At 43.4% G+C, this 13,487-nt stretch carries 13 protein-coding genes; 6 read left to right on the top strand and 7 right to left on the bottom strand.

Translation table 11 applies throughout. The features are described from left to right. Positions 1 to 44 precede the first annotated feature (44 nt). The 4 genes from ptsP to L1D44_RS16150 form a co-directional block, all read right to left on the bottom strand. Positions 45 to 1,748, bottom strand: coding sequence for a phosphoenolpyruvate--protein phosphotransferase (gene ptsP, locus L1D44_RS16165; protein ID WP_239892284.1), 1,704 nt, complete (start codon positions 1,746 to 1,748; stop codon positions 45 to 47). 10 nt (positions 1,749 to 1,758) lie between these two features. Continuing rightward, positions 1,759 to 2,016 carry an HPr family phosphocarrier protein gene (locus L1D44_RS16160; protein WP_220769713.1) on the bottom strand — a complete coding sequence of 86 codons (258 nt, stop codon included), beginning with the start codon at positions 2,014 to 2,016 and terminating at the stop codon, positions 1,759 to 1,761. 76 nt (positions 2,017 to 2,092) lie between these two features. Further along, entirely contained in the window at positions 2,093 to 2,479 is a 387-nt protein-coding gene (locus L1D44_RS16155) for an ACT domain-containing protein (protein WP_220769706.1), read from the bottom strand. Positions 2,480 to 2,578: 99 nt separating this feature from the next. Further along, the gene (locus L1D44_RS16150) at positions 2,579 to 4,219 is read right to left on the bottom strand and encodes a methyl-accepting chemotaxis protein (protein WP_239892283.1); all 1,641 of its coding nucleotides are present in this window, start codon (positions 4,217 to 4,219) and stop codon (positions 2,579 to 2,581) included. A 364-nt stretch (positions 4,220 to 4,583) separates the two neighbouring features. On the opposite strand from L1D44_RS16150, the gene L1D44_RS16145 reads away from it, so the two are divergent. Continuing rightward, positions 4,584 to 5,288 carry a DUF3334 family protein gene (locus L1D44_RS16145; protein WP_239892281.1) on the top strand — a complete coding sequence of 235 codons (705 nt, stop codon included), beginning with the start codon at positions 4,584 to 4,586 and terminating at the stop codon, positions 5,286 to 5,288. Between the two features lie 77 nt (positions 5,289 to 5,365). Here the strand turns inward: L1D44_RS16145 and L1D44_RS16140 are convergent, their stop codons facing one another. Beyond that, on the bottom strand, positions 5,366 to 6,016 hold the full coding sequence (locus tag L1D44_RS16140; RefSeq protein ID WP_239892279.1) for a 3'-5' exonuclease: 651 nt from the start codon (positions 6,014 to 6,016) through the stop codon (positions 5,366 to 5,368). A gap of 189 nt (positions 6,017 to 6,205) precedes the next feature. On the opposite strand from L1D44_RS16140, the gene L1D44_RS16135 reads away from it, so the two are divergent. Beyond that, positions 6,206 to 7,351, top strand: coding sequence for a cupin domain-containing protein (locus L1D44_RS16135; protein WP_220769710.1), 1,146 nt, complete (start codon positions 6,206 to 6,208; stop codon positions 7,349 to 7,351). A 103-nt stretch (positions 7,352 to 7,454) separates the two neighbouring features. On the opposite strand, the gene L1D44_RS16130 is transcribed toward L1D44_RS16135, so the two are convergent. Next, positions 7,455 to 8,411 carry a transporter gene (locus L1D44_RS16130; protein WP_239892277.1) on the bottom strand — a complete coding sequence of 319 codons (957 nt, stop codon included), beginning with the start codon at positions 8,409 to 8,411 and terminating at the stop codon, positions 7,455 to 7,457. 231 nt (positions 8,412 to 8,642) lie between these two features. Between L1D44_RS16130 and L1D44_RS16125 the strand changes: the two genes are divergently transcribed. Together L1D44_RS16125 and L1D44_RS16120 are read left to right on the top strand one after the other, a co-directional pair. Next, the gene (locus L1D44_RS16125; protein ID WP_239892275.1) at positions 8,643 to 9,140 is read left to right on the top strand and encodes a GreA/GreB family elongation factor; all 498 of its coding nucleotides are present in this window, start codon (positions 8,643 to 8,645) and stop codon (positions 9,138 to 9,140) included. A 133-nt stretch (positions 9,141 to 9,273) separates the two neighbouring features. Next, positions 9,274 to 9,627, top strand: a complete 354-nt coding sequence (locus L1D44_RS16120) for a TRL domain-containing protein (protein ID WP_239892273.1) — start codon at positions 9,274 to 9,276, stop codon at positions 9,625 to 9,627. Between the two features lie 100 nt (positions 9,628 to 9,727). On the opposite strand, the gene L1D44_RS16115 is transcribed toward L1D44_RS16120, so the two are convergent. Further along, a complete protein-coding gene (locus tag L1D44_RS16115; RefSeq protein WP_239892271.1) occupies positions 9,728 to 11,263 on the bottom strand; it encodes a DUF3612 domain-containing protein in 1,536 nt (511 codons plus the stop codon). Positions 11,264 to 11,412: 149 nt separating this feature from the next. On the opposite strand from L1D44_RS16115, the gene L1D44_RS16110 reads away from it, so the two are divergent. Together L1D44_RS16110 and L1D44_RS16105 are read left to right on the top strand one after the other, a co-directional pair. Beyond that, a complete protein-coding gene (locus L1D44_RS16110; protein ID WP_239892270.1) occupies positions 11,413 to 11,931 on the top strand; it encodes a malate synthase in 519 nt (172 codons plus the stop codon). 292 nt (positions 11,932 to 12,223) lie between these two features. After that, the gene (locus L1D44_RS16105; protein WP_239892268.1) at positions 12,224 to 13,441 is read left to right on the top strand and encodes an RsmB/NOP family class I SAM-dependent RNA methyltransferase; all 1,218 of its coding nucleotides are present in this window, start codon (positions 12,224 to 12,226) and stop codon (positions 13,439 to 13,441) included. The last annotated feature ends 46 nt before the right edge of the window (positions 13,442 to 13,487 follow it).

Below are 13,487 nucleotides of genomic sequence, written 5' to 3'. Positions count from 1 at the left end.
ATGTTCATAGGAGATCGACGAAGGCGATAGCCATTATATCGGTATTATTTGAAACCGTTAATGTAAAGATCTAATTCTTCGATTCTTTTTATCTTTAATGCATGCTTAGCTAGAGTTAAACATGTCTGATAACTTATATCACGTAAGCCTGATTTTACCTCTAATAATGAACTTAAATTGACGCTAAGCTCATCGATCCCCATGCCTACGAGTAAGGGAGCTACTTTTGGATCGCTGCCGAGTTCACCACACAATGAAACCCTAATGTTGTTTTCTTTGGCAAGGTCAACCGCAGATTTTATGAGCTGTAATACAGCTGGCGACAGCGAAGGGTAGGTTTTTGTCAGCGATGGATTGGTTCTGTCCGCTGCCATCGTATACTGGGTCAAGTCATTGGTGCCTAGACTAATAAAGTCGAGCAAAGGTAACATAGAAGATAGGTTGAGTACCGCTGCAGGTGTTTCAACCACAATTCCATAGCTTAGTTGGCCAAAGCCTTTTTCCTCTTCTACTAGCTCAAGTTTACACTCATCGATGAGTTCTAATAATGCTTCTAGTTCTTCAACTTGATTGATCATCGGGAACATTAGACGAATGGCACCATGGTTGGCGGCTCTTAGAATAGCCTTCATCTGGGTTTTGAAAAGTTCAGGGTTGGCCAGACTATAGCGGATCCCTCTAATGCCTAATGCTGGATTATCCTCTATTAAAGGCGTCAGACATGGGAGCTCTTTATCTGCGCCGACATCTAAGGTTCTTATGGTAAAGGTTTTGCCTTCCATCAAATGCAGTGCATCGCAGTAAAAGTGGTATTGGGTTTTTTCATCGGGCAGTGTGCTGGTATTCATTAACATGAATTCGGTTCTAAACAGGCCAATCCCTTCCGCGCCAACATCGGCTAAGTGGCTGATCTCGTTTAGGCTACCAACATTGGCTAACAGAGATACGCAGTGACCATCTAAGGTTTCGGTTGGTAGATCTTTAAGGGTTAACAATTGCTGCTTGCGTTCTACATCCTGCTGCATTAATTGCATTAATTGAGCGTGACGTTGGCTCGTTGGCTCAATCACTAGCTCACCGTCGATGGCATTAAGAACGACTTGAGCGCCATTTTTAATATTAGCCTGGTCATATTGGCAGCTAAGCAGAGCGGGTATACCTGCGCTACGGGCGAGAATAGCTGTATGGCTGGTAATACCGCCGGTATTAAGTACTAAGCCTGTTATATGCTCAAGAGGAAGCATGGCGAATTCGGCAGGCGTTAAATCGTGCGCGAAGATAATGGTATCTCGCTTAAGTTGACTCACATCGAGATGCTGTGCACCATTTAATCGTGCAATAAGACGATTACTTAAACAGAGCATATCCTGAGCCCGATTAGCTAAATAGGGGTCGTCTAATTGCTCTAACTCCGATGCTTGATAGGTAAAAATGCGCTCAATCGCAACTGCGGCGCGGATTTGCAGTGTTGTTATCGCCTCTTCGATTTGGTTAACTAGCTCTTCATCTTCCAATAGAAGAATATCGGCTTCGATAAGATCGAAATGGCTAGTATTAGGTTCTAATTTGGTAAGCCCTTGGAGCAAGTGCTGCTTTTGAAGCTCAAACGCTTTTTTTAGTTTTTGAATTTCAAAGGGAATTTGAGATTTAGCTATGACTCTATAGTCGATTTTTTCGTGATGCAAATTAAGGTGTAAAGCCTGACCGAAGGCGATCCCCGATGAAACAACAATTCCAGTAATCGACATAGCAAGACCCTTAACTTAATGTAATGAGTAATTCAGACACTTCTTCCACTGCTTGCTCAGCGCGCTCCCCTTCAGCGATAACTTTAACTGAAACGCCTTGATAAAGTCCCAGAGTTTGTAGCTTGAATAGGCTTTTTGCACTGGCCTTTTTACCGTCACACTCCACTATGATGTTGCAGTCAAAAGACTTAGCCTTTTTAACCAAAAGTGCTGCAGGGCGGGTGTGGATGCCGTGTTTAGCGGTAATGGTCACTACTTTTTCATACATCATCTTGAGACTCTTAGAAGTGGCTAATGACTAGCTCAATTTTTACGTTGGAGTGGTTAATCTAAGAACTATTAAGCTAATAATCAATGATTTGATAGTTTTTCTTTTTGAGAGCCTTAGTCGCAGCTGCTAAGGTGTCTTTCTTTACCAGAATATAGTCGGTATCGAAGGTGGAGATAGCAAAAATACTGATCTTTTCATTGGCAAGTGTGCCGGAAACATTAGCGAGGATCCCAGTCATTGAAAACCCTAATGGACCGATCACTTCGAGGCAGCGCCAGTCATCTTCCTGCTCAAGACTATTTAGAGCAAGCTTAGATGAAACAACGACTGAGATCTCATCCTTAGTTTTGCCAATAAAATACATCTCTTGCTGAAAAATTTCTGCGGGAATAGTGCAGTCAGATGAAAAGCTATGGATAGTGTAGAGCTCGGGGTGAGTCGCTAAGGTCATACGAGCCATAAATTTACTCTTAGATAAGTTCCTTTTGTGAATTTAGCTTATCACAAATGGTTAAGAGCGCGAGGGCGAATATTGCCCTCGCATCTGAATTGGCGGTTGTTAGTTAACTTTAAACTGACCTAATGTTTGTGCGCAGTCTTTACTGATGGTCTGAAGAGATATAGCCGCATTATGGTTACTCTCATTGGCTTTTACCGATACTTCGGTAAGCTCTGTGATAGTACAGATATTACGATTTATCTCCTCGGTGACTATGGATTGTTCCTCTGTGGCGCTGGCCAGCTGAGTATTCATGTCGCTAATATGGGCGATGAGGTTGAGTATATCGTTTAATGACTCACTGACCCCCTTAGCTTGTGATTGAACCTGCTGTGATTGGTTCTGGTTCTGCTCGTTACTGGCGACAACCAAATTTACACCCGATTGAATGTCTTTGATGATCCCTTGAATTTCATTGGTGGAATCTTGGGTGCGATTGGCTAAGGCACGAACTTCATCAGCTACAACGGCAAAACCACGTCCGTGACTTCCAGCTCTAGCGGCTTCAATGGCGGCATTAAGTGCGAGAAGATTGGTTTGCTCTGCTATGGAGCGGATCACATCCAAGATACTACCGATCTGTACCGATGATTGGCCTAGGGCGTGGGTTAGTTGTTGCGCATGTTTAAGTTCATCGGCAAGATGCTGAACATTATCGAGTGTTGAGTCCATCATCGACATGCTCTGCTGAGCTTGGTGTTTGACACTGTTCGCCGCGTCTGCTGCTTGGTTAGTGCTGCTCGCCATCTCTTGGGTTGTGGACAACATTTGATTAATCGCCGTTGCCACGCTAGAGGTTTCTCGATGCAGGTGCTCGACGCTGCTATTAGACTCTTCGACTGCGGTTAGCAGGCCGATAGCATCTCTATCTAAATTTTTACCAATAGGTTGAAGCTGAGCGACCATGTCGTGAATTTTGACCACAAACAGGTTAAAAGCCTCTGCCAACTCTGCGACTTCATCTTTGCCTTTAGTTGGTAGCTTTTGTGTTAGATCGCCTTCACCCTGTGCGATATCCTTCATCGCGGCGATAGCATCTTTTAGTGGTGCAGTAATAGAGACATTAAGTACTAAGAAAAAAAGAAAAATCGGCACCGAAATTATTAGCATAATGATTAAGTAATCTAGGGCCATCGAATACATGAGCTCTTCGATTTCACTCATATCGCTGCCTGTCATCACGGTCCAGCCCCAAGGCTGGTACAGTTTAGCTTCCATCAGCTTAGTTTCTAACTGACCGCTACTTGGATTTAGGAAGCTTATTTGCGCCTTAGCCGACGGTTGAGTCGCGGCGAGGTTGATTAAGGCGTCTAGGTTGGCTTGTTCTTGCGATTGAACAAGGCTGGTGGCGCTTTGTGATAGGGCATTTGTATCTGCACCGTGAACGATAATATTTCGCTGAGCGTCTAATATGATGAAGTGACCATCATTTCCAAAATGGATCTGATTAATCAATTGAGCGGCACTTTGTTGAGCCTTAATGATATCGTCAGCCTGACCATCTACTTGCTGGTTATTAGCTTCGATGATATTAATCGCTGTATTAATGAGAGCATCATTTTGTAGCCATTTCTGAGCGATAATATTGTTGTACTGCTTGTTGATTGAAAAACTGGCGAAACAAACAGTACCGATTGCTGCAAGCATGAGCATTAAGATTAAGCGCTGTAGAATAGTAAACTGTCTTAGTAGGGCTGTCATAGCGTTGTAGCTCTGTTTACGAATACGTATATAAAACTTACTCTTAATATCGGTGTGGTGAAACAGTAAGCGTATGTTTATTTTAAAAATGTTAACTGTATCTGCCAAGAGGTTAGCAGGTGATATCTGTTAGATTTTGCCCAAGGCCTTATAGAAATTGTTTGGCTAGGGTGATATCTCTATATGTGCTGGTATATTAAGTGAGCTAGGCTAGAATTCCCCCTGATTGCCATATCAAATGCTGTGTCAGTCGGTTGATAATATTTTTAAAGGGGAAAACTCGTTTAATTTGTTTTCTTGTTTTACTTTGTTTTGTTAATTCGCTAGGGCAATATGTCTCGATTATTTTAAAAAGGTTAATTTTATGCAAGCCACTGTATCAGTTACGACCGATGATATTTTATTAAAGCTATGCCACTCAGTATCTCATGTGCTTTATAGCACGACGCATAGCCAAGTTAGCCACGCAGGTATGGTGCAATCTATTACCCGTACCTGTTTAAAGCCTGATCTAGGCTGTTTCTCCATTTTCGATGGCGGTTTTTCTGGCTTGGTGGTGATTAACTTTTCGGCTCCAGCCGCGCTGGAGATCTATCGAGAATACATGCTTAACATGGGCATGCCTGAGTCCGATCTTGCTTTTTCACATACTTCAGATGAAGTTGGTAATGTGATGGGTGAATTGATGAACCAGATCTTAGGGGATTTCATCAACAAAATAAGCAAAGAGCTGCAAACGAGTATCAGTCAAAGTCAACCTAAGATGCTGACTATTAATAAAGAGTTGACAATATCTATCGATACTAACCTAGATGAAGCGGTAGCGAGAAGAGTATCGTTTAAGACCAAAAACAATCATATTTTTTACCTCGAATTTGCCATGGATAAGACTGAGTTTATCAAGATAAGTGAATTCGAAGCGGATGATGATTTTGATTTAGATGAGTTGCTTGCAGAGCACGGTCAGATTTTAGCAAATTCCAAGCCTAAATCGGCTTCAACCAACTCGGAGAAAAAGGAAGCGAGTAAAACTGACGCTGACGATCTACTCGATGAGCTAGGCCTATAAAACTTTCTCTATTAGCAACCTAGCAAAAACTAGCTTGATTTACGCACTGTTTAAACTGATTAAACAGTGCGTAAGTGCTATTTTTGTCGTTTAAGATATTGGTTTACATTCGCTTTACTCTGCTTGGCAATACTCTGTAATACCCCAAAGTCAGGCTTGATTAATTGGTAGTCTCGGTGCAAATCTTCTAGCATGGCCAGCCATAAGTTTGCGGTCATTTCGCTATCGGCTAGGGCCCGGTGAAATACACCATCATGTTCAATATTCTTATAACTGACTAGGCTTCCCAACTTATGATTTGGTGCATCTTGGTAGAGTCTGCGTGCTATGAGCATGGAGCAAGCAAATTGACCGACATAATGGCTACCTATTCGATTTAGCTCGGCATCAAGAAATCGTTGGTCGAAAGAGGCGTTATGGGCAACCAAGTTATAGTCACCGATAAAGTCAGCAAATTGCAGCATAACCTCTTCGCATGAAGGCGCATCAGTTAACATGGCGTTTGTGATCCCGGTATAACTTTCGATAAAGCCGCTTACTCTAAAACCTGGATTCATTAGCTGCTGAAAACGGTCGATAACTTTACCATCTTTGAGCATGACCGCCCCAATCTCAATCGCACGGTCGCCCTGAGTTGGTGACAAGCCAGTGGTTTCAAAGTCGAGTACGATAACGGTATCGGCGGGGCGAGATAGGGTGGCGAGTTTGCTATTGGTCAATTTAATCATTCGTCTGTAATGTTTGCTTGGTATTGTATTGATCCGGCTATCACAGTCAATTAGCTTTGCTTTCGTTAACTTCGCTTTTTAATAATTTCGTTAATAGCTGCACCGAGTAAGCATGTTTTCATGATCCCTACGTGATTTTTATCTGGTCACATTTGATAGAATGCCTGCAAATTTTCGTGAGTTAATAGCATGCAATTAGATATAAATGGTTTAACGCCAAAGGAATTTCTTGAGCAGTACTGGCAAAAGAAACCGCTTGTGATCCGCCAAGGATTTAAAAACTTTAAAGATCTGCTTTCTCCAGATGAGATGGCTGGACTAGCTTGTGATGAAATGGTCGAGTCTCGCAGGGTCTACCGAGAAAAAGGGGAGTGGCAAGCTGAGTTTGGTCCATTTGAATCTTATGAGCATCTCGGTGAAACCGATTGGACATTGATTGTTCAAGCATTAAATAATTGGGTGCCTCAAGCTGAAGATCTGCTTAAGTGTTTTGACTTTATCCCACGCTGGCGTTTAGACGATGTAATGGTTAGTTATGCTGTGCCTGGTGGTGGAGTGGGTCCCCATATCGATCTCTACGATGTGTTTATCTGTCAGGGTTCAGGAAGACGTAGATGGCGTGTCGGAGACTTAGGGCCGCACAAAGAGTTTGCTGCTCATCCTGCACTGCTTCATACCGAAGCATTTGAGCCGATCATCGATGTTGAATTATTACCGGGTGATATTCTTTATCTGCCACCAGGGTACCCCCATGACGGCGTCACCCTAGAGCCATCGATGAGTTTCTCTGTAGGCTATCGCACAGCATCTTCGCGCGATATGGTGAGTGCTTTGGCTGACCACCTTATCGATAATGAGCTTGGTACTAAACAGATCACCGATCCGGACCGTGGTCTAAGTCAACACTCTGGATTAATTGATGACCGAGATCTTAGCCGCATTAAGCAGCAACTTGTAGATACTTTGGACGACACCTTAATTAGTGAGTTTAGTGGTCGTTATCTGACGCAATCTAAGTGCGAACTGGATTTACCAGAGGCTCATCTTGGCTTCGATGTTGAAGATGTTAAGGCGATTATCGCCGAACAGCCCTTGATCCGCTTAGGTGGTCTACGTTGCCTCTATTTTGCAGCGACTATAGGCTCAGGTGTCATGTACATCAATGGTGAGCAAGTGCAGTTTGCTAAAGGTGCTTCAGAGGTTATCGAAGCTTGCTGTAACAAACAGATGCTTACCCTTGAAGATATTCAAACTTGGTTTGATGATGAAGCCGTTATGGCGCAGTTAACGCAGTGGGTTAATGCGGGCTATTGGTATTTTGACGACTTAGACTGAGAGTGACCGTTCGTAGTATTATCTATAGGCGCGATCCTTGATATAAACAGAGCTCAATTGCAGTTTAAGCGGTTGGGCTTTTTTTATCCTGATGGGTATGACATTAAAATCGGTATTGCCATAATGCGCCAAAAGTATCGAAGTCGTTACCTACTTCAGTGATGACACCTGTGTTGGCGTAGAGCTTTACACTGTGTTGGGCGCTCACGGGGATCGAATAGGTGATGCCGAAACGTGAGTTACGCTGATCATCGGATGAGGCAATATTATCTTTTTTGGTTTCTCCACCAAAAAATAGATTAGCGTTCAATGAGACCCAGTGTCCACGGCTAATGTTATAGATGAGGTGGCCTTGGAGCGTATATTGGGGTTCTTGTTGTAAGCGAGTGTCGTTAAAATATTCATCATTATCACCATATAGCCGAACTGACGCTATCAGGTCGTAATACCAGCGCCCGAGCTTATGTGACATACCAATACCTGGGCGAAATACCCAACGATTGGTTCCGGTATTGAGTAGTTTACCTGAGTCGTAACTGCCAATCGGCAAAGCAATCTGCATACTCGCTCCAACGACAACGCCTTGCTGCCAGCTGGAGAATTCTTTCGGTTCTAATGCTGGTGCGCCAAAAAAATTCCAGGTTAGCCTTATTGTCGGGTCACCATATCCACAGCGATCAGCATAGAGGCGCTCAGAATTAATTGTTGCGCTACCTTCATAGCAGACGCGGGTAGTAGAAAGATCAATCTTTGATGAACTACCCGCTAAGGCGAAGGTGTGTGCGTACCCAATAATGGCAGCATCGATAGTTAAGTTTGCATCTGTTATCGGCGCTGTTGGAGCTGGGGATAGCTCACCTTCGGAATGTACGATACCTGCAGCTAAGAAGTTCAATCCAATAGGAATGTTAGCGTAACTACGAGGTTCAAGATCTTGAGCCAAGCAAGGTTTACACAACAATAATAGGGGAGACAATATAAACCATTTCAGCCTAACAGGAGCGAAGCCAAGGGAGTTGATTAATATTTCATTCCAAGCCAGGTTGTATTGATTTTTCAATCTTATTCCTTTACCGACTGCGATAAACACAGCTCTTTTCAAGCCGGATTTAACGGATAAACACCTATGACCTTGCTTTCAATAAACCAAGCAATTAACACTAAGCTAACAATTCAGCGCTGTTTATCAAGTGGATTTTTGTCTAGACACCGAATTATTAATACGCCATCGTAGCGTGGTTTTGGTACTCTTAGTATAGTGGCAGCTTTATACTCAGGATAAGCAAGAGAAGTGTTACCTATTAATCAGTTGCATCACCTTATTCGACGGGAACTGGAAAAAGCACTCGTCAGTGCCATCGCAGCAGCAAAGCGAGCCCATGAAACGGCAACAGACACGGAGAGTATTGCTAAGAGTAAGTATGAAACATTTGGCCTAGAAGCATCCTATCTCGCACACGGACAGTCTGTGAGGGTAGCGCAATGTCAAGCCGATATAAGAGATTTTGACGCCTTGTTTACCCGATTAAGTGGCGTTTCAGAGGTCAATGTGCCTAAGGTGAGCTTAGGAAAGCTAGTAGAGTTGATGGACACCGAAGGGAAAAGCCAATATCTGTTTGTTGGACCAGGCGCTGGTGGCTTAAAGGTAACTTGGAATAAATATTCGGTGATGGTTGTCACGCTCGCGTCTCCACTTGGCAGAGCTATGATGAATAAAGAGCAAGGAGATGAGTTTAGTTTACTGGTTGCTGGGAACCGTCGCGACTATGAGATTGTTACGGTGAACTAACTAGCTGCTTAGTAGGCGAAGGCATTTTGCCTATGGGGTGCAGCACATTAATACATTAGCATATCAGCGGGAGTAGGATTGAACAGTTAGCTTCTCTCGTTTTAATAGGAATTATTTTTTAAAGGAATGACTTATGGTAGTAGGGCGTAAATTAGCATTTCTATTGACTGTGTCGCTTACAATGACAGGGTGTAATATCGCCAATCATGGCTCATTTGTGACCAGTACTTATCAGGATAAAGCGACTACAGATACTCTCGTCAAATTAGGGCCTATTTTTGGCGAGAGTTGCCAAACCCAGTTTCTTTATCTGTTCCCTATGGGGGACAGTGTTTCCTCTCCTAAGGCCATTGCCGCAGCTAAAACCGCGATTCAAGGTACGGTGATCATCACCGATGTGACCATAGACGATTCTCTGTCATTTGGTATTGGTTACTCTGAGCAATGCATTAAGGTTCAAGGTATTGCCTATGGTAAAAAAGTGTAATAAAACTGGATTAAACAAACAGAACTGAGGCCGTTCTGTTTGTTTCTATTTTGCTGCTATATCGACGCTTATCAGTGTTAGCACTTAGCCTTATTCGCGATTAACTCTCAAGACATTGAGGCTTTCCTGCTTGATAACAGCTTGGTTGTCTTGGACAAACGGCGCCTCTCGCACAAATTAATCTTGCCTCGTTTTTAATGCCTCTCTCTATCCAATTGATATTAAGGATTTTAGCCACGCTCATTAGATTTTGTTTAATATTACTCGGCATCTCTACCGTTCCATTATTTGTTGCGCAAGATTGTTTTAGCTCGGCAGCAATGCTTGTTGCATCACCGCCTTGAGCATCAATAGCAGGGTTAAGATCGATACCCGCACATAAAACGTGATTATTACCCGCCATATCTTTAATTTTTATTGACTCACAACAATAGATCCTTGGCTCATCAGCAACATCAAGTATCGATATCTGCGCCGATGTCCCGACTTTAGGTTCGTTGATCATTCGAAATACGGCCCAGTGTTGGCAGGGGTCTTCTACCACGCGCATATTCCCCCAAGGTAGAGGAATACCGTTACCACGATAGACAGCTTTTAGTTTGCCTGGCGCGTAGGCATCGAAGTAATGCCAATGAGGGTAAGGCGACACCACGGTCATCCGTCGCATTGCCACAGAAGCGGAAACGCCTATGGATTTGTTAACATCGATCTCATAGCCGTGTCGATCCAAGAGCTGTCTGAAAGGCACTCTAGGGCAGAGCAGTGCTCCGGCAAAAAAACTCGATTCGAAGTCACGCCATGCATGTAAAATATCTTGTGCATTAAGCGTTGTTGAAGTCGGTGCTGCAGGCTCTTCATGGGCGGCGGTATGGCGTCTTCCGGCGGTTAAGACACATTTTAACCCATCTTTATTATGCAAGACGCAATGGCCAATATGTACAGCCAAGTCGTACTTAAGCCGTGTGGGAAAAGACTTGAGCATCTTGTTTAAATAGATGGTGGAAGGCGGTTCAAAAAAAGAGGTGACAACATGGGTGGTGCTAACTCCCATCTCATCAACGACCTCCTGAGGCGTTCTATCGATCCACTTTAATTTGAGTTCTAGTGATTTAGCAATATCTTTAAGATCATCTATCGCAAGCGGCAAGCGCTTATGTCCAACCTCTTCGGCGGCGCGCTCAAGATCAGGAAAGTGGTTCTGGTGGTGCTCTTGATGGGCACGAATTAAGAGGTGAGCAAACTCCCTTCCTGTGGTACCCGTTTGTGACAGCATTTCTGGGATCGCAATCTGTAAAATGTCATTGGAAAAAAGAAAGCTTGGCTCTAACGCCATTCCACTTATACCACCACGGCGTCCTTTATTAGGGGTAATTGCATCATCTTCGGGCACATCATCTAGAAACCAATCTATCTCTTTTTGAAACACCGCGGCGATGACTGCAAGCATGCCTGCGCTAGGTACACGCTTACCACGCTCAATCATGGATAAGTAGGATACAGAGGGGGCTGATTCGGGATCAACACGTACGCAGCGCGCAGAGAGATCTTCCATGGTGAGGTGATTTCTCTTCCTCAAGTTACGGATCTTTGTGCCCAAGAAATGTGACTTTCTGATCAAGCTCTGATTGTTTTTCATTCTGTAAAATTCACAATGTAAAATTTTTATTGTGAAATTGTAATGAAATTTACTCTAGACTACAAATCAAGCAATCAAGAAATAGTCTCGAACTCGATTGTGACAACTACAGATAACGACCCGGAATTTCAAAAGTAGAGGATAGGGCCATGGATATATCAACAATCAATAGTACTCAAGTAAATCAAAATAATAACTTTATTGGTGCGGAGCTTGTTGATGTGGATCTTGTCAAAGAAGCGACGAGCAGCGACACAACGGCCCCATGCGCGAAAGAGTTTTTAGATGCAAAGTTTCCATTAGCCAAGGGCTCCCATAAAAATGCCTGTAGTTATGTGGTCTACTATTCACAGCTGTTAATTTTCATGGCCGATGGGAGTCAAACAGGTTTACGCTTTCCAAAGCAATTCGTGGCACTGACAGGCCATAAGAGCGAACCAACTGCGATTCTGCTTCGAGACAGGGGGACGCACGTTGAGTTGAGTTTCGATAGAAAGCAACCTAATAGAGACAGAGATTTAGCGAATATCAAAGATATTCAGTTAGAAGGGCATGACTATTGGATTAGCTTAATCAATATAGAGAACACTGCCACTGTTGCTGCGATGCACTCTCGTGAGTTTACTGCAAAAGATGGCAGTGAATACTTAGTTAAGAGTCAGAGTTAACCGTTACGGACACTCGATAACCTAAAATTTAGCGTTAACGCTACAGGTAAAGCCGCTAGGAGAATTTAGCGGCTTTATTGTTTTTAAGGCTATCAATAAGATCCACTGGATTTGCTCGACCTCCAATTTAGTTAAAGGCTATTTTTCATCTCTTTTATTTCAGTATACCAAGTAGCATATCTATTATTGCTCTGGAGTTTCTATAAATTACCGCTTTTGACAGGGCTTAGCTTGCGTATTTTAAGCTTTGCTCCTATGATCGCAGCGTTTTCTATCTAGGGTAACTTTTTTAATGTTGAAATCTTCGCTATCTCCCAGCTCAAATGAACTCGTGATCAGTATTCTTGATCTTGTTTTATCAGAGGGCAAGCCACTCGACCGTGCCTACTCACAGCACTTTTCTGGCTTAAAATTAGAACCAACTGAACAAGGCAGAATTACTTATGTTGTGGGTGATATTTTAAGAAGATTAAACCTTTACTGTTACCTGTCAGATGTTAAACCGGAAGAGATGGCACGCTTAGGTTCACGCTTATTGAATGTTTGGCATCTATTTAACGACCTTCCTTTGCCGAAAATGCAGTACTCACTACAAGTTGATGCTGAAGATTTAGCCTCACGTATTGAGTCAGCAAAAGCACAACCAGTACTGTGGGACGGTTGCCCTGACTGGTTAAATCAAATGGGTGAAGCCCAGATGGGCGACAAGTGGCCCGCAGAAAGAGCGGCGCTAAATCAACCCGCAAAGCGATTTTTACGTACCAATATTTTAAAGTGCACTAGAGAAGAGTTAGCCAATGCATTGCGCAAAGAAGGTGTGCAAACCCTTCCTGTAGAAGGTGTCGATACCGCTTTAGAAGTGGTTTCTGATTCTGCATTGTTTAGAACGGAAGCGTTTAAGAAGGGCTGGTTTGAGCAGCAAGATGCGGGTTCTCAATTGGTGGCACTGGCGCTTGATGCTAAGCCTGGTATGAGAGTTGTCGACGCCTGTGCAGGTGCTGGTGGTAAAACGTTATCTATCTCAGCACAGATGCAGGGCAAAGGTCGATTATTAGCCATGGACGTTGAGCAGTGGAAACTAGATAACCTTAAGCAACGTGCTCGTCGCGCGGGCGCCCATAACGTTGAAACACGGATCATCGCCAGCAGTAAAACCATTAAGCGCTTAAAGCTAACTTGTGACCGAGTATTATTAGATGTGCCTTGTTCTGGTCTTGGCGTACTAAAGCGTAATCCAGACGCAAAGTGGCGTGATACTCCTGAACGCTTGCCAGTGCTGGTTGAGCTGCAGAAGCATATTTTGCAAAGCTACAGTCGTATGGTGAAAGTTGGCGGTATCTTAGTCTATGCAACATGCTCGATCATGCCTGAAGAAAACCGAGACCAAGTTGATGCGTTTCTTGCTGATAACAAACACTTTAGGTTTATCGAAGATGAAACCATTAGCCCTGCTGAAACAGGTTTTGATGGATTCTACCTGGCTAAGCTAGAACGTATATCTGAAGCTTAATTATTGATAGGTCGTTTGAAAGAAAAAAGAGCACATAATGTGCTCT

Origin of the sequence: Shewanella sp. Isolate13 (genome assembly GCF_022398325.1) — a bacterium.
GTDB lineage: Bacteria > Pseudomonadota > Gammaproteobacteria > Enterobacterales > Shewanellaceae > Shewanella.
The sequence above is the reverse complement of the archived record's forward strand: the minus strand, read 5'-3'. Positions and strand labels throughout refer to the sequence as shown.